Raw genomic sequence first — 14750 nt, forward strand, 5'->3', positions numbered from 1 at the left:
ACGCACTTGCGCATTGTCGGCAACACGGTGATGGCGCTGAAGATTCAGTTTATCATGGATTATAACGCGACAGTCAGCGATGGTCGCCAACTGCCTTATCCTAGCCAACCGCTAGCCGATGCCCCATTGCCGACTAGCGGTGCGATGCAAATCGTCGCATGTGGTCCTGAATCTGCCGGTCAACAGATCAAATTTGGTTATGTGAAGCTGATTTCTGGCGCGACCAAGTCCGTGTGGCTGCAAACCCCTTACTTGATCCCAGATGACACTGTTTATGATGCCTTGATGAATGCCGCGTTATCTGGTATCGACGTGCGCGTGATGATTCCAGATATGCCGGATCACCCGTTCATTTTCCGGGCGACGCAATACTATGCCACTGCCTTAACTAAGGTTGGCGTCAAAGTGTACCATTATCAAAATGGGTTCTTACATGCCAAAACCATGGTGGTGGATGGCCACCTGGCCAGCGTCGGTTCAGCAAATTTAGATATTCGCAGCTTTAAGTTGAACTTTGAAGCCAATGCCTTTATTTACGATGATGCTTTGGCACAACAATTACAGCAAGCCTTCATTGAAGATCAAAAACACTCGCGATTATTGACTGTAGAGGCCATTCAGGCGCAAAGTCATTGGTTGCGCTTCAAACAACAATTCTCACGCCTATTGTCGCCTATCTTGTGAAAGCCGCTTAGTGGTGGTATCATAAGCCTACCCCAGATATTGGGGTGGCAATCGTCTCATACTATATCTAGTGATAATTCTTGACAGTGACCACAACTGCCAGTATACTATCTTTATCAGATAACCAAGAGAGGCGATTTTCCATGAATAACGACGTCACATTATTTACTAAAAACGGTTGCCCGCAATGCCGCATGACTAAAAACTACTTGCGGACTCACGGCATCGATTTTGTTGAACACAACATCAACGACGAACCAGAATACATCGACTACTTGAAGAACAAAGGCTTCCAGGCCGTTCCTGTTCTTGAAGCAGATGGGTTTGAAGCTTTCTCGGGCTTTCGTCCCGATGCGTTAAAGCAACTTGCTAGCTAAATCAAAATGGCGCCATGCTCACTCACCTGAGCATGGCGCTTTTTTTAACGACTGCTAAATATGCATAAAAAGGGACTGGTTCCAATCCTTGTGCTTCATTCATAATGATCTTTGCATGAATAGATCATCAAGACATCTTCGACTACTTTGTAAACCAACCGATCCTCTTGCGTGATTCTTCGCGACCATTTTCCTGCCAAATCATGCTTCAACCCCTCAGGCTTACCCAAGCCTTCATATGGGTTGCCACGATCGATGTCCTTGATCAATTTGTTGATTTGCTTGATCACACGGCGATCATTTTGGTTATGCCAGTACATGTAATCATCCCACGCTTGATCGGACCAAGATTTAATCATCATCTACCTCAATTAAATCATGAATGATCCCTTTTCCAGCCTTGAATTGGCGATCGCCTTCATTGATTTTAGCCATCAAATATTTATTACTCATGATTCGCAAGGTTTCTTGCATCGCATCATAGTCACGCTGACTCATGACGACAACGTTATCTTCAGGTTCTTTGGCAGTGACGATAACGGCATCAGCATCGTTATTGACTTGCTTCATAAAACTCTTGAGATTCTGACGAAAATTGCTATAACTTACAGCATCCATATTATCATCCCCTTCATCATCATTGTACAACCTTTCTGTACATTGTACAATAAATGGATAAATTTCTGGCGATACAAAAAAACGTGCCGCGATCATCAGATCACGACACGTTGTTCAAATTACCAAATCGTAATGCGTTTGTCTGGGGCTAAGTACATCCCGTCGCCTGGCTTGACGTCAAACGTCGTGTACCAGTCTTCAAGGTTTTGCACTTGCACATTCGCCCGTAATTTGGCTGGGGCATGCACATCGATGCTCAACAGCAATTGCATGTATTGCTTGCGAGCTTTCATGCGCCAAACTTCAGCCCAGTTGGTGAAGAAGGCCTTCAAATCGGTGTCATCTAAGCCTTTGGCCGTTTCCAATGCCGCGGCTAAGCCACCAGCATCGGCGATGTTTTCAGACACCACGAGTTTACCATTGACGGGACCGGCTTCGGTTTCCAAGCCATCGAATTGATCGATCATTTCCTGAGTCAAGACTTTGAAGTGATCGTAGTCTTCTGGTTGCCACCAATCAGACAAGTTCCCAAATTCATCGAATTGCGCTCCATTGTTGTCAAAACCATGAGAAATTTCATGCGCAATGACCGCACCGATCCCACCGAGGTTTTGGGAGTCAGATTGAGACAAGGCGTAAAATGGTGCTTGTAAAATGGCGGCTGGGAATGTGATGTCATTGCGCGATGGGTCATAGCATGCGTTGACCAAATGTCCTGGCATCGCCCACTCACTACGATCGACGGGCTTGGTCAATTGTTGCAAGTGGTAAGCATGGCGGGTCTTAGCAATTTCGGTGGCGGCGGTTAGCAAATCAGCCTTTTCATCGACATGCAACAAGTCATAAACCGCATTGGCTTTGTCTGGGTAGCCCATTTTCAAAACCATGGTGTTGAGCTTGACGATGGCTTTGTCTTTGGTGGATTGCATTAACCAATCAGACTTGGCTAAACGACGCTTGTACGTGGCGATCATTTTTTCAACCAGCTTGGTAACGTCGGCTTTAGCAGCTTCACCAAAGTAAGTCTGCCCATAGTAAATCCCGATAGGTTCAGAGAAAACGCTGTTGGCTAAGCGATAAGCATGCTTGGCTTGCGTTGGCGCTGCGGCTAAACCAGACAATGCCCGCGAGAAGCTGCCGCCTTCGATGCGCAAATCGTCAGATAAGTAGCCGGTGTTGCTCAACAATTCGATCACATAAGCCCAGTGTGCATATTGAATGAAAGTATCGGCATTGAACAATTGCGTGAATTCGTCTAAGAAGCGCGGATCGGCGACAATCACCGTATCTGGATGCGCAGGCAACAAGGTGTCGGCATATTTGGCAAAGTCAAATTCACCGAACTTTTCGACGACATCGTCAAATTTGTAGGGGTTGTAGGCTTTTGGATAGTCGGCCCATTCCTCAGAAGATTTGACGTGCTTGGCGATTTCCGCATCAAAAGCGATGGTGTCAGCTAAGTAAGCTGCTTGATCTTCTGGCAGCAGATCCGTTTGTGCTAAGATCTTTTTGGCCATGTCAGACCATAAGCCCATTAATTGTGGGCCTTGGGGGTTGTCATCAGCGTAATACGTGGTATCTGGCAAAATGGTGCTAGGGCCAGACACTGTGAAGACGTTTTGCGCGGTGTTTTTCATGTCCGGTTCAACCCCGGCAGAAAATGGGAGTGGATATAAATCCAGATCCAATTGCGCGGCTTTGGCGTTGAAGCCAGCCATTGAGTCCACTTGATTTAAGTTGACCAAGCGGTTTAATACCGGTTTGATGCCAGCAGCGTCGCGGGCTTTAAAGTCGGCCGCTTTTTGATAAAGTTTGACGGCTTCGGCAAAATATTGATCTGGGGCAGACTTTTCGCCTTTAGCGACGGCGTCAAAATCCCCCATTAATTTCTTTTCAACATCATCGGCGAGGTCAGCAAAGCCCCCGGTCGTTGGCTTATCATCTGGAATCGTGGCGGTTTTGGCCCATTCGCCATTTACGGCTTCATATAAATCATCTTGAACTTTGGTCATTGACAATACCCCTTTCACACTTGTGGTTGACTAAGATTATACCGCGCGAAAAGCCGACTTACCAGAGGTAAGCCGGCTGAGTTCAGGCCCATTTGATGTGCACGATCGCATATTCGGCGACGTGCTTGGGGCCTTTTTTGGTGGTGACGGTGACCGTCGAGCGTTCAGCGTAAGGCTTCACTTGCCCCGGCGTGATGGCGTCGACCACCCCGTGTAAGGTCGTTTTGTCCATGGTTTTCACAATGACTGGGCGTTTGGTCAACAAAGCATCTTCAAGCAAACTGATGATTTCCGTTGTGCGTTGCGACATAAACTTCCTCCTGTTTGTTGGAAACGGTTACACTATCAGTTTACCCCATTAATACCCTGCACTCAAGTTAACTTGATGACTATTGAGGGTGCCGGTTTTTTCGAGTTGTTCAACATTCGGCAAAAAAATGTCCGCGACTTGCTGGCGCAAATGCGTCACTTGGCCTGAAATATGCGGGGTCATCCAAACATTCGGCAACTGCCAAAGCGGTGACGTGTCTGGCAAAGGTTCTTTATTGAAGACATCTAAGACTGCACCTTTGAGCTGGTGATCCAAGGCGTTGACTAACGCGACTTCATCAACGCTCGGCCCACGCCCGACATTGACAAACAACGGCTGGTTTTCCAGTTGATTGAAGAAGGCAGCGTCATAATAATGATGCGTTTCAGCGGTTAATGGCATCACATTGACCACGATGTCGGCGTGCCGGGCAACCATTTTATCGGTGGTGACGGCATCAAATTCAGATTTAGCGACCCCGTGACGATCGACACCTGTCACCTTCACACCAAATTGACGCAGATGTTTGGCGATCAAGGTCCCAATATGCCCGGTACCATAGACGACGGCTTGTGCATCTTGCAAAGACCACAGATGATCCGTGACCCGGTTCCAACGGGTGGCAACTGGAAACAACCCATGCGCAAAGCCTAGAATGCCGGCGATGACATATTCTGCGATCGCTTCGGCGTGAATGCCTGAGACATTGGCGAGTTGAATGCCTTGTTTCGTGAATTCTGCTAGTGGTAAATAATCTACGCCGGCAGACATCGCTTGAACAAACTTCACATGATTAGGTTGTGCAATGATCTGTGCGCCTGTCGCATTCCACCCTAAAATCACATCGATATCACCAGCCATTTCCGGCTTGTAATCGGACTTATCGATGAACTGCCACGTGGGATGCGCTTGTTTGGCAGGGGCTACGGTTTCCGGCTTTAATCCAAATAACATTAATATTTTCATCAGCGTCTCCTTTGGATTGCGTATTCGTTCCGACTTAATTGTACCGCATTCACGCCTCCAGTCGAACCAGTTGCAGTTTTTAAATGAGAATGGTATAAAGAAAACATTAGAATTTAGGAAGCGGGATGATTTCAATGGCTTTTGAAGCAGAATTTCAACAATTGGATGCGCTGAACGATCAAGGACATTTTAATGGGGCGTATGCTGTTGTCGCGCCTGATGCGGTGTTACACGAACGTGCCATGGGCCAAGCAGATTTTGAACAAAACTTGGCCTTCACGCCAACCACCACGACTGCGATCGGCTCAGTTTCTAAGCAGTTCACTATGGCGGCAGTGTTGCAGTTGGCCGAAGCTGGTAAACTCAGCTTGCAAGATCCGTTAAGTGATTATGTGCCAGAGTTTGATCACGCTGAAGAAATCAGCTTAGAGAATTTGTTGACGATGCAATCTGGCATTACTGACTACACTGAGATCCTAGTCGGTCAATTGATGGGCGCCAGCATCGCTCGCGGTGATTCTCAGTCAAAAGCAGGTTTTGATGCATTAGTGGCGGCTAGTAACGATCTCCCTAAACCTCAACTACTGGAAATTTTGAACGGTCATCCCCTTAAAAGTCAGCCTGGCACTGAATTTGCCTACTGCAATGCCAATTATGCACTGTTGACCTTAGTCGTGGAAGCGGTCAGTCACACCCCGTTTGCAGAATATGTGAAAGCAAATATTTTCCAACCGTTGGGGATGACCACGGCCGCAAGTGGCACGCAATATTCTCAAGCCAACGGGTATGCCAATGTCGATGGCGTGCAAACCCCAAGTGGCCACGGCAATCATCAAGCTGGCGATGGCAGTATCGTGTTGAGTTTGCGGGACTTTGAACTTTGGGCGCAAGCGATTTTGAATCAAAAATTATTAAGTCCCGAAAGTTGGCAATTGGCCGAAACCATGCATCACAATATTTATGGCATGGGCTTTATGCAACAAGGCACGGGGATCGGACATGGCGGCCATATTTATGGGTTTTGGTCAGGCATTTTCATCAGTCCCGATCAAAAACGCGCTACTGTCTTCTTATATAATCGCTCTGATTCTGCAATGGCCCCAGATCAGCCTTGGACTGATCAACTCAATGCTTGGCACGAAGCCTTTTGGCAGGCAGATTAAAAAGTTGCACCACCTAAGTCATTTTGACCTGAGTGGTGCAACTTTTTTTATCATCAACGATTGATCGAGCGCGCCATGCGTTCAATGGTGTGACTGATCCCGCGGACTGCCCGGCTCAAAGCGAAAATGTTTTCCAGCGGGGACTCATTGGTCCAGGCCGCATCGCCGATATGTTGAATATCTACGCCGCAGACTTTGTTGCGCACCGCGATGTTTTCGATATAATGCGATCCAGAACTTTCTTGACTGGTCCCAATCGTTGACATCACCAGTGCTTGATGCGCATGGGCAAGTTTGACGATATCGATCATTTCCGCATCCGTCCAGCCTGGCACAGTGCCAACTGCTGGTACTAAAATCACATCAGCACCAGCTTCTAGAAACTGGGAAACCGCTTCGTGTGACGCGACGGCCTCATCGACACCTGAAGCGTGCATTTTACCGGCGATCACCAAGCCGGAGAACAATTGCTTGGCTAAGCGGACGTTGGCAGCGATTTGTTCATTGGTAACGCCAGAACCAGGGTTACCCGTCAAGCAGATGAAGTTAAAGCCGAGCTTTTCTGCTTCGCGCAGTGATTTCTTCTGGTACGATTGCGCGGGTTTCAGTCATCGGCGCTAGTGAATCGACTGGCTCTAAGTTCACGCCGATCGGCCGGCCGACCAAGCGTTGCAAGTGTTTAATGATCGAGCCATCGCGATGGACTTTGGCGGTGTCCAAATCATTTTCATCATCGTATAACCCGACAATGCGCGGATTGAACACATCAAACAAGTTCAATAAAATCATATCAGCGCCGAATGCTGCAGCCACTTCTGAAGTGGAAATGTCATCCATCACATTTTGCGTGACCACATTTTCGCTGACGATCACGCGGCCTTCGCTGGCTTTGATGCTGGTTTTCAACTCTTGGGCGTTCATGGCGAGCATTTCGGAACTGGAAGCAGAGATTAATCGTTTCATGGGATGGTCCTTTCAATTTAGAAATAATCTTGGAATTGTGGGGCTGCGTGGGTGAAAATGGCGTCAAACGTTTGAATCTGATCAGCAGATAAGCTGACGGCGCCTGAGCGATTCAAGTCCGCCATTGATTGGGCACCAAACGCGGCCTTAGTCAACGTCTGAATCGAAATCGCGTGGGTTAAATCAGCACTGACCTTGGTCAACTGAGTCTGGGCTTGATGTCTGGTTAATTGCCAACTCCCAGCATTTTGCGACAGGTTGTCGTCACGAACTGCAAATGTGAAGGTTGGCAGTTCGTCGACAAGATAGGGATAACGCAGCAAAAAGTCATCGAGGTTCACGATCCGCGCCATCATGTACGGTACGACTTGAGCGGTTAACGGGTAAGGATCTGGCAACAAATCGCCACGATACTTGGGATCAGGATCATCAAATACCAAGTGATGGAAGCTGTTGCGATTGGCGGCAACAAAAGCCACCAAGGTTTGATAAGCCTGCGGAGTCGGCGCAATCAGTTCTTTTACCGTGAAGGTATCTTCATCGCGCTCCTACAACACATACCCAGCTGGCTCATCTTCAGCATTGCGATACAAGCCAACATCCCAATGGCGTTTGTAAGTGAGATACTTCCACCGCCGGCCAGATCTTGTGCTTGCGTGGCATAAATCGGTTTGATCAGCGGCAACGCCTCATCCCATTTCTTGCGCTCGACATAGACAGACTTGATTTGCGGATGCAAGGGTGGTATTTTATCCGTTGAAATACTGTAGCGCATATGATTGAAGACTTGCTCATAGCCAAATTGTCGATAATATCGATAAGAAAATGGCGCCAAGTAGGCCAACGTCACCCCTGCTTGCAACATGGCTTCAAGGGATGCTTGCAGCAACTCCCCGGCCCCACCGCTGCCAGCAGCTTCAGGCGCGGACATCACATCACCGATGCCATTCATCGGATAATCAACGCCATGGAAATTTACCGCAAAAGGCAAGCTGTAAAGGCCGCTGACTAACTGGCCGTGTGCCTTTTTTCCAAAAATCCAGCCATAATCATAGCGGAAATTGAAAAACTGGCGACGTTCAGGCGAATCGGTGGCATTGAAACAAGTTAAATATAATTGGTAAAACGCGCGGTCGACCGCGCCAATGCGATGATCAAACAAATTGGTTCACCTTTCTAGTTTTCAGCCGTTTTGTCAGCGGATTCATTTTCGTGTGCTAACATTTGTTTTTCAGCCACTTTAAAGAATGGATAGTAGCCAGCACCTGCGATTACCAATTCGATGGCGGACCAAACTGCTGCCCGCCAGTCCCAACCCGTCGCCTTCAAAGGCCCGATGATCGGCGGCATGGTCCAAGGTACCAAAGCAGATGGTGCCGAGATCCAGCCGATGGTGATCAAAATGTAGGACATGGTTGCCAAAACCAATGGGATCAGAATAAATGGAATCATCGTCAATGGGTTTATGACGATTGGGAAACCAAAGATCACGGGTTCGTTGATGTCAAACAAGGCTGATGGAAACGCTAACCGACCGAGGTCACGATAAGTCTTGGACTTAGAAAACAGCATTAAGGCAACACCACACTGTCAGCTTACATCACCACACAAAAAATGCGCGCTGCCAAACGGATGTTGCGCGCAGGACATGCCAGCATTGCCGAAATCGCAGACACTTTGGGTTATGCCAATCCCTCTTATTTTTGTCAACTATTCCGAAAAACGACAAATATCTCGCCAAAACAACATCAAAACCAAATCAGTTAACTGCAAAAAGCCCCGCCAGATCAAACGAGCTGGCGGGGCTTTTTCATCACGCAATTCACGACTTTAGGCCTTGGGGGTTGGATCAGTTGGTTTATCAAAGTGATAACCTTGAACATACCGAATGCCCATTTGCTGAGCTCGCGCTAGGTCTTCGGCAGTTTCCACGCCTTCGAGGATAAACATCAAATCATTGTCAGCGGCAGTTTTTTGCCAAAAGCGAACGCGTTCAAGGAGTTCATCTGGCTTAGTCGTGCGGCGCAAATTTTGCATGGCAAACTTAACCCCCTCAACATAAGCAAATTTGCTGTGCACCAGCTCAAAGGAATTATCACTGCCCACATCATCGATCAATAAATTCATCCCGGCGGCCCGATAGCCGGCACTGATTTGCCGCGTCCCGGTGGTGGCGACGACATCTGTCACTTCGATGGTGAGATGATTGGGGCCATCGAGTTGGTTGGCGAAAGCTTGCAAAGCTTCAGCTGTATGTGAGTCTTGATACTGACTGGCCGTTAAGTTGAGGTTGAAATTATGCAATGGGGTCACTGCCATCAACTGCTGGATCAAACGAATCATTTCGTTTGCGGGCAGTTCAAAATCATCTGGTCGTACAAACCGTTTGAGGTCAGGGTCGTATTTTCTCAGCAAAAGTTCCCAATAAACTTTCTGATGCTTTGGAAACGAGATATCATACACGCCTTGGACAAAATAGCGATACAGGCTATAATCTTTGACTTCACTTGGGGCATCAATGACTTGCTCGTCAGTGGAGACGCAGTTGCGCCCGTGGTGTTTGCTCAAATACATCGCATCATCTGCGCGGGCATACAAATCATCGACGCTAGTATCGCTTGGCAATAAGTTGGTGACGCCAATTGAAGCCGTCACCGCTAAACTGCGATCATGATAGGTGTATTCAGAAGTTTGAATCGCCTCTCTGACTTGTTGGATCACCGGTAATGCCGCTTGAATCGCCGTTTTTGGAAAAACCAACGTGAATTCTTCGCCATTGGTCCGCAATAGCCATGCTGGTGTGACAGTGTGCGACAACACTTGGTTGATAGTCTCGGTGACGCCAAGTAACACAGTGTTGCCGGCGAGGTGCCCATAATGTGCGTTGACTTGCTTAAATTTATCCACATCAAGACTGGCGATGGTCAAATCCTCACCAGTCGTGTTGGCCTCCTTAAATAATGTCGTCAGCTCTTGGGCCTGATGCATGAAAGCCGCCGTGCCACCATCGACTTCATAATTTGCGACCCGATCAAACTCGGCCTTGGCTTCGGCTTCACGCATTTGGCGCGCCCAAATGCCCAACACCATGGTAAACATCAACGCGTAAACTGCAATGAACCAAATCCGCATCGCAAATGTAACCGGTAAGCGCGGATCGTTGGGCACCGTTAACCAATAAATGATCGAGATCGTGGTTGCGATCTAGACACCAGCACCCCAGTTGATCACGAGCCAGTGGCTATGACGTTTAATGACCGCAATCAGGCCCATCATGACCACATAGCCGATCACAACGGTAGGCTGCCACACGTTGATTGGATGGGTGGCACACCAAAACCAAGTCAACACGAAAACTTGGCCCCCAACTTCTAGTTTTGAAAAGGCGGGATAGAAAAACGGCGTAATCAATAAGTACAAGGCTGGATCGTGGTAGAAGACCCCAGCAGTGCCGCGCATCACATAAAGGCCGCCGAAGTGTAAAATCATGACAAAAAGCAACGGCACAAAAAACAGCGCGATGCGAATGGCGCGATGTCCGCCTGGGATCACATTGTTATTGTAGAAACGTTCATAATACAGCGTATAGCCAACGCTAAAAAACGTCACCAAAATGATCCGCATGAAATATGAAGCACTTTCGGTCCAAAACGCTTGCAATTGCTTTCCCCTATTTCCCCACTAATCCGGCTTAAAGCCGTTGATACAATTGATCAAAGCCAAAAAGCTATCAGTCAAGATTCCTATTTTTTTATAAAAAAACTTATCAATTCATTGTCCCTCAATCGATGACACCCGTCAAGAATTACAAACAGCCTCGGTAAACTTTCAACCGTGAGTCGTTATGATTGGATTGTGACACGACCAACTGGAAAATCTAACGTTGTTGCCGGGACTGTTTATCGACAAATGTTTGGATTCAAAAAAATAGCATGTTCCTTTCCAAAAAATGGGGATGAACATGCTTTTTGAAACTTTATGCCAAATGCCGTGCTTCGACTTCGCGCTGCGTTTGTTCAATTTGCATTTTGCATGTTACAGCCTGGATGACGCGAGCGCCTGGGAAAAAAGCCATCCGTTCTGGTCGGGTCAACGTCAAATCCACTTCCCCGTATTTTCCAGATAACCGTTTCAAATCAGCGGCGGTATAACCCATCTCATCAGCTAACGTCCACATGATCGTCAACAGACGCTTGTTGTCTCGTTGCAGGCGCTGGCCGAAAATCCAAGCGGAAATTAAACAGATCAGATAGATGTCAATATCCACCAAGGACAGAGAAAATGACTGTGAAAAAAACACCACACTTACGGCAACCATCAAGCCCATATACATTTGAATCACCCAACGATGTCGCTTCCCCCTAATTAATCGTCATCCTTGATTTTCCGCAATTGCCAACGCTGAATGCCATACATCGTCGCCCCCCAAAGGACAAACCACACCACCGCTGAGCGGATCGTATCTGGTGCAAACAACTGGGCAAAAAAACCAGCTTTACCCATGTCAAACCAAGCCATGAGTAACCAATACGCGATTCCGGCGATCAAGGCTCGCCGGAACCATTCAAACTTGAGATGACGAATGGTCTTGTTTGCCTTGGCTTCTGGTAACTCTTGAACGAAGACTTTGCGATGGATTAGCACAAATTCCATCCCTAAGAAGATAACGCTAGTGCCGAGCATCTCACAAAGCCACAAGATCTCAGCCAAAGTTTCATAATCTTCGATCGGCGCCAAGAACATGTACATGCCAAAGCTGAGCAAAAAGATCATCTGAACGCCGAAGAACACCATTAACGTTTTTGTCGCGACTTTCCCAAGTTCTTGTTTGAAGCGTTCATCCACCACACCACGCCCGCCGAAGAACCATTTTAAAAACTTATCCCCTTTACTCATCTTCATCCCTCCAAAATAAAGTGTTTAAATCCGTATGTAGCGCCCACGCCAACTTCAAACAAAGATCCAGCGACGGATTATATTTGTCGTTTTCGATCAAGTTGATAGTTTGTCGCGCAACGCCGATCGCATCAGCTAATGCCAATTGTGAAAGCTTTTGCGCTTTGCGATACTCGCGAACGTGATTCACCACTGCACCTCCTGTCACTTATATTTGACATCTTTAAGATACAGCAGTGGTGGAGAAATGTCAATCATATGTGACATTTTCGAGGAAGATTTAAATCAATGGGCGAGATTCAATTGCCGCAATTGCCGCGACATCGTTAAAGGAAAAGTGCAGGCCAATTCTTCGGGAAATTGGATCACGCGCACCCACCCTAAACAAATATTGCATGGCGAAACCAATGTCGTATGATATACCAGAAGTAGAATAAAGCGTTTTCGATTGGGTGCGACGCTAAAAGAAAATTACTTGGGGGATGGCGACATGCAAAGCCTACGATTCTCACTGACATCACTGATTTATGGCATCCTGATGATCGGTTGCGGTTGCTTGTTGTATTTTAGGGCTCAAGCATCAAGTGGGATTGCTTATATGGTGTTCGGAATCACAGCGATGTTGCTTGGTATGATCTTGCCTGGACGATTTCGCGATACCGGTAACGCGGATCTGGCAATCCTGACCTTATCTTTGTCAATACTATTTGCGAGTGCTGATCCTGCTTGGGTATTTGGAAGTTCTGTAATAATCAGTTTATGCTTTGTCATTTGGACAGCTTGGACCCGTCGACAGATGCAACGCCTACTGGTTCAAATGTGGCAATTGGCCGATCAGTATGGTTATGCGGTGGGACAAATTCAGCAACTGGCCATTGCCACCAATAAATTAGCAGATTACTCAAAAGCGGATTGGTTACTGACTCGCGCAAAACATACTCAATTTTATCCAAACTCAAAAGCGGTTCGGGGTGTTTTGGACGCGATGCAAGTTGGGCGAATGGCATAATTTTTTGAAGGACGCAAACAAAGCGACGACTCTAGACAAGAAACATCGTCTAGAGTCGTCGCTTTTAAAATTCGCTGTCAGCGTTCGATCAAATATTTTGCTGGATCACTATAATACTCACGATACTTTTGGATCGCTTGCCAATGACGCCAAGTGATCAAGACTATCCCGATAATCAATGCCACCCCGATCCAGCGCAGGCTTGAAATGGGTTGCGTGAAACTCGATATTGTAAGTAGAACGAACAATACGACTTGGGTGTATGCCCATGGTTTGCGTGCTTTGATGGCAAGCACCCAACCATTGCGCTGAAGCTCTTGCATCAGTGGCTCATTGACATGAAAGGCCACAAACAAAGTCGCCATCATCGTCATCAGCCACATTTCGTTAGTGAAACCGGCTTGTTGCAGCTGGATAACCAATGAACCGTCCTGTGCTTGCCAAGCATTTTGGACAGCGCGCATCGCTTGTGCCGTTTGTAGTGAGTGCAACAAATAGCCGCTACCGACGACGGCCAGGAAGGCACAGATCCAGTACACAGAATTCAAAATTCGGTGGATACGATTTTCCATCATGTCTCCGTCACGACGCCAGAATGTAACCCCTTTAATTAGTTTTAATGGAACTGCCATTGAGACGCAACAAAACAAAGTCCTTAAACTCGTGGCTGAGTAAGGAACTAGTTAGTTTGACAAACTACTTCCTCGGTGATATCTTTTTGGTAGTTAGGAATCCTAACTACTTGGAGGCTTTTTATGAAATCATCGCAGTTACTCAAAGGTGTGCTGGAAGGTTGCGTCTTGTTGATCATCAGCCAAGGTGAGATCTATGGCTACGAGCTGATGCAGCGTCTGCATCAATATGGCTTTACGACTGTTGTTGGTGGCACTCTTTATCCCCTGCTCGCTAAATTAGAAAAACAAGGCGACATTACTGGAATGATGAAGGCGTCTCCTGACGGCCCTGATCGCAAATATTTTCACCTGACAGTTTCTGGAATCGCGGCTTGTGACGAATTCAAAACGCAATGGGCAACGCTGTTGGCACAAGTCGCAGCGGTGGAGGAGGATACACATGACAACACATGATGAGCAGTGGTATCGCGACCAACTGAACACCCTTGAAAAGCAATTGACAGAATCAGATTGCAAATGGTTTGACGATTTGCGCATTTATTCGACCTTAGGTGCTTTCATGCGCGATGAGAAGTCAGTCAACGCGCAACTTTATATGATGATGACTGATTTATTAGCCGCTGAAGCTGATGGCAGTGACGCCCCGAGTCTATTCGGTGATGATCCAAAGCTGATGGCGGATACTTTGCTCAAAGAATTACCGCCAGCAAAAAAGCGTGATATCTGGCAACTGCTTGGCATCGTTATCGGGATCGCTTGGTTAACAATGTTGATTGGCGGTGGGTGGACCAATGGCGGCATGACGATCAACTTTTTAGCTTACATCGGCGTCGCCCTGGTGTCGATCATCATGCTTGCCGTTATTTTTTGGTTCATGCGCACACAAATCTACACCACGGTGAAACTGATTCGCTCAAAAGTGGGCGGATTTCTAGTAATTTGGGCGATTATGGCAATCTATCTTGGAAGCTGCATCGCCATTGCGCTACTGACGCCACCGATTTTCGCTTGGCATGTGGCTTATCCTTGGAACATCGTAGTTGTTGTGGTGTTCACTACAGTTGGGCGTGCGGACGTTTTTCTGGACTTTCAACCTCAGGCGGCCTTGCTCTGACGG

General features: G+C 47.3%; 21 protein-coding genes and 1 pseudogene. 7 read left to right on the plus strand and 15 right to left on the minus strand.

Features of this window, described 5'->3' with window-relative positions; translation table 11 throughout:
- Together FD01_RS16645 and nrdH are read left to right on the plus strand one after the other, a co-directional pair.
- A partial coding sequence (locus FD01_RS16645; protein ID WP_235802954.1) for a phospholipase D-like domain-containing protein occupies positions 1-684 on the plus strand: 684 nt, incomplete at its 5' end.
- 143 nt (positions 685-827) lie between these two features.
- The gene (nrdH, locus tag FD01_RS09530) at positions 828-1061 is read left to right on the plus strand and encodes a glutaredoxin-like protein NrdH (RefSeq protein WP_054716322.1); all 234 of its coding nucleotides are present in this window, start codon (positions 828-830) and stop codon (positions 1059-1061) included.
- A gap of 95 nt (positions 1062-1156) precedes the next feature.
- Here nrdH and FD01_RS09535 read toward each other — a convergent pair whose 3' ends face one another.
- The 5 genes from FD01_RS09535 to FD01_RS09555 form a co-directional block, all read right to left on the minus strand.
- Positions 1157-1420 carry a Txe/YoeB family addiction module toxin gene (locus FD01_RS09535; RefSeq protein ID WP_054716325.1) on the minus strand — a complete coding sequence of 88 codons (264 nt, stop codon included), beginning with the start codon at positions 1418-1420 and terminating at the stop codon, positions 1157-1159.
- Entirely contained in the window at positions 1413-1679 is a 267-nt protein-coding gene (locus FD01_RS09540; RefSeq protein WP_054716328.1) for a type II toxin-antitoxin system Phd/YefM family antitoxin, read from the minus strand. Before FD01_RS09540 ends, FD01_RS09535 begins: the two co-directional genes overlap by 8 nt.
- 119 nt (positions 1680-1798) lie before the next feature.
- Positions 1799-3691 carry a M13-type metalloendopeptidase gene (locus tag FD01_RS09545; protein ID WP_056963936.1) on the minus strand — a complete coding sequence of 631 codons (1893 nt, stop codon included), beginning with the start codon at positions 3689-3691 and terminating at the stop codon, positions 1799-1801.
- Between the two features lie 82 nt (positions 3692-3773).
- On the minus strand, positions 3774-4001 hold the full coding sequence (locus tag FD01_RS09550) for a hypothetical protein (RefSeq protein WP_054716333.1): 228 nt from the start codon (positions 3999-4001) through the stop codon (positions 3774-3776).
- A gap of 48 nt (positions 4002-4049) precedes the next feature.
- Positions 4050-4967 (minus strand): NAD(P)-dependent oxidoreductase, encoded by a 918-nt coding sequence (locus FD01_RS09555; RefSeq protein ID WP_056963938.1) that lies wholly within the window; start codon positions 4965-4967, stop codon positions 4050-4052.
- 134 nt (positions 4968-5101) lie between these two features.
- Between FD01_RS09555 and FD01_RS09560 the strand changes: the two genes are divergently transcribed.
- The gene (locus FD01_RS09560) at positions 5102-6130 is read left to right on the plus strand and encodes a serine hydrolase domain-containing protein (RefSeq protein ID WP_162257355.1); all 1029 of its coding nucleotides are present in this window, start codon (positions 5102-5104) and stop codon (positions 6128-6130) included.
- Positions 6131-6183: 53 nt separating this feature from the next.
- On the opposite strand, the pseudogene FD01_RS09565 reads toward FD01_RS09560, so the two are convergent.
- The 4 genes and pseudogenes from FD01_RS09565 to FD01_RS09580 form a co-directional block, all read right to left on the minus strand.
- Positions 6184-7093 (minus strand): annotated as a pseudogene (locus FD01_RS09565) (DUF7916 family protein).
- Between the two features lie 17 nt (positions 7094-7110).
- The gene (locus FD01_RS09570; protein WP_191991419.1) at positions 7111-7572 is read right to left on the minus strand and encodes a sterol carrier protein domain-containing protein; all 462 of its coding nucleotides are present in this window, start codon (positions 7570-7572) and stop codon (positions 7111-7113) included.
- A gap of 41 nt (positions 7573-7613) precedes the next feature.
- Entirely contained in the window at positions 7614-8255 is a 642-nt protein-coding gene (locus FD01_RS09575; RefSeq protein WP_056963944.1) for a GNAT family N-acetyltransferase, read from the minus strand.
- A gap of 14 nt (positions 8256-8269) precedes the next feature.
- Positions 8270-8665, minus strand: a complete 396-nt coding sequence (locus tag FD01_RS09580) for a PTS transporter subunit EIIC (protein ID WP_056963946.1) — start codon at positions 8663-8665, stop codon at positions 8270-8272.
- 60 nt (positions 8666-8725) lie between these two features.
- Between FD01_RS09580 and FD01_RS16975 the strand changes: the two genes are divergently transcribed.
- On the plus strand, positions 8726-8860 hold the full coding sequence (locus tag FD01_RS16975; protein ID WP_420864846.1) for an AraC family transcriptional regulator: 135 nt from the start codon (positions 8726-8728) through the stop codon (positions 8858-8860).
- A 63-nt stretch (positions 8861-8923) separates the two neighbouring features.
- Here the strand turns inward: FD01_RS16975 and FD01_RS09585 are convergent, their stop codons facing one another.
- The 5 genes from FD01_RS09585 to FD01_RS09605 all read right to left on the minus strand — a co-directional run bounded on the left by FD01_RS09585 (position 8924) and on the right by FD01_RS09605 (position 12179).
- Positions 8924-10225, minus strand: a complete 1302-nt coding sequence (locus tag FD01_RS09585; RefSeq protein WP_056963947.1) for a bifunctional diguanylate cyclase/phosphodiesterase — start codon at positions 10223-10225, stop codon at positions 8924-8926.
- Positions 10226-10297: 72 nt separating this feature from the next.
- The gene (locus FD01_RS09590) at positions 10298-10753 is read right to left on the minus strand and encodes a hypothetical protein (RefSeq protein WP_056963949.1); all 456 of its coding nucleotides are present in this window, start codon (positions 10751-10753) and stop codon (positions 10298-10300) included.
- 316 nt (positions 10754-11069) lie between these two features.
- Positions 11070-11435, minus strand: coding sequence for a hypothetical protein (locus FD01_RS09595; protein WP_152164730.1), 366 nt, complete (start codon positions 11433-11435; stop codon positions 11070-11072).
- A gap of 23 nt (positions 11436-11458) precedes the next feature.
- The gene (locus FD01_RS09600) at positions 11459-11989 is read right to left on the minus strand and encodes a DUF3278 domain-containing protein (RefSeq protein WP_054719720.1); all 531 of its coding nucleotides are present in this window, start codon (positions 11987-11989) and stop codon (positions 11459-11461) included.
- Positions 11982-12179, minus strand: a complete 198-nt coding sequence (locus FD01_RS09605) for a helix-turn-helix transcriptional regulator (protein ID WP_054719718.1) — start codon at positions 12177-12179, stop codon at positions 11982-11984. The genes FD01_RS09600 and FD01_RS09605 overlap by 8 nt, the downstream gene beginning before the upstream one ends.
- A gap of 300 nt (positions 12180-12479) precedes the next feature.
- Here FD01_RS09605 and FD01_RS09610 point away from each other — a divergent pair, with 300 nt between their 5' ends.
- Positions 12480-12998, plus strand: coding sequence for a hypothetical protein (locus FD01_RS09610; RefSeq protein ID WP_054719715.1), 519 nt, complete (start codon positions 12480-12482; stop codon positions 12996-12998).
- Between the two features lie 77 nt (positions 12999-13075).
- Here FD01_RS09610 and FD01_RS09615 read toward each other — a convergent pair whose 3' ends face one another.
- Positions 13076-13570 carry a hypothetical protein gene (locus FD01_RS09615; protein ID WP_054719712.1) on the minus strand — a complete coding sequence of 165 codons (495 nt, stop codon included), beginning with the start codon at positions 13568-13570 and terminating at the stop codon, positions 13076-13078.
- A gap of 183 nt (positions 13571-13753) precedes the next feature.
- On the opposite strand from FD01_RS09615, the gene FD01_RS09620 reads away from it, so the two are divergent.
- Together FD01_RS09620 and FD01_RS09625 are read left to right on the plus strand one after the other, a co-directional pair.
- A complete protein-coding gene (locus FD01_RS09620; RefSeq protein ID WP_056963953.1) occupies positions 13754-14086 on the plus strand; it encodes a PadR family transcriptional regulator in 333 nt (110 codons plus the stop codon).
- Complete coding sequence (locus tag FD01_RS09625; protein WP_056963955.1) at positions 14073-14747, plus strand: DUF1129 domain-containing protein; 675 nt, start codon at positions 14073-14075, stop codon at positions 14745-14747. Before FD01_RS09620 ends, FD01_RS09625 begins: the two co-directional genes overlap by 14 nt.
- Positions 14748-14750 lie beyond the last annotated feature (3 nt).

Origin of the sequence: Lacticaseibacillus manihotivorans DSM 13343 = JCM 12514 (assembly GCF_001435035.1) — a bacterium.
GTDB classification, from domain to species: domain Bacteria; phylum Bacillota; class Bacilli; order Lactobacillales; family Lactobacillaceae; genus Lacticaseibacillus; species Lacticaseibacillus manihotivorans.

Excerpts from the sequence above, each read along its gene's own strand:
- nrdH (WP_054716322.1), top strand. The coding sequence starts at position 828 with ATGAATAACGACGTCACATTATTTACTAAAAACGGTTGCCCGCAATGC.
- FD01_RS09535 (WP_054716325.1), bottom strand. The coding sequence starts at position 1,420 with ATGATTAAATCTTGGTCCGATCAAGCGTGGGATGATTACATGTACTGG.
- FD01_RS09540 (WP_054716328.1), bottom strand. The coding sequence starts at position 1,679 with ATGGATGCTGTAAGTTATAGCAATTTTCGTCAGAATCTCAAGAGTTTT.
- FD01_RS09545 (WP_056963936.1), bottom strand. The coding sequence starts at position 3,691 with ATGACCAAAGTTCAAGATGATTTATATGAAGCCGTAAATGGCGAATGG.
- FD01_RS09550 (WP_054716333.1), bottom strand. The coding sequence starts at position 4,001 with ATGTCGCAACGCACAACGGAAATCATCAGTTTGCTTGAAGATGCTTTG.
- FD01_RS09555 (WP_056963938.1), bottom strand. The coding sequence starts at position 4,967 with ATGAAAATATTAATGTTATTTGGATTAAAGCCGGAAACCGTAGCCCCT.
- FD01_RS09560 (WP_162257355.1), top strand. The coding sequence starts at position 5,102 with ATGGCTTTTGAAGCAGAATTTCAACAATTGGATGCGCTGAACGATCAA.
- FD01_RS09580 (WP_056963946.1), bottom strand. The coding sequence starts at position 8,665 with ATGCTGTTTTCTAAGTCCAAGACTTATCGTGACCTCGGTCGGTTAGCG.
- FD01_RS16975 (WP_420864846.1), top strand. The coding sequence starts at position 8,726 with ATGTTGCGCGCAGGACATGCCAGCATTGCCGAAATCGCAGACACTTTG.
- FD01_RS09585 (WP_056963947.1), bottom strand. The coding sequence starts at position 10,225 with ATGCGGATTTGGTTCATTGCAGTTTACGCGTTGATGTTTACCATGGTG.
- FD01_RS09600 (WP_054719720.1), bottom strand. The coding sequence starts at position 11,989 with ATGAGTAAAGGGGATAAGTTTTTAAAATGGTTCTTCGGCGGGCGTGGT.
- FD01_RS09610 (WP_054719715.1), top strand. The coding sequence starts at position 12,480 with ATGCAAAGCCTACGATTCTCACTGACATCACTGATTTATGGCATCCTG.
- FD01_RS09615 (WP_054719712.1), bottom strand. The coding sequence starts at position 13,570 with ATGGAAAATCGTATCCACCGAATTTTGAATTCTGTGTACTGGATCTGT.
- FD01_RS09620 (WP_056963953.1), top strand. The coding sequence starts at position 13,754 with ATGAAATCATCGCAGTTACTCAAAGGTGTGCTGGAAGGTTGCGTCTTG.
- FD01_RS09625 (WP_056963955.1), top strand. The coding sequence starts at position 14,073 with ATGACAACACATGATGAGCAGTGGTATCGCGACCAACTGAACACCCTT.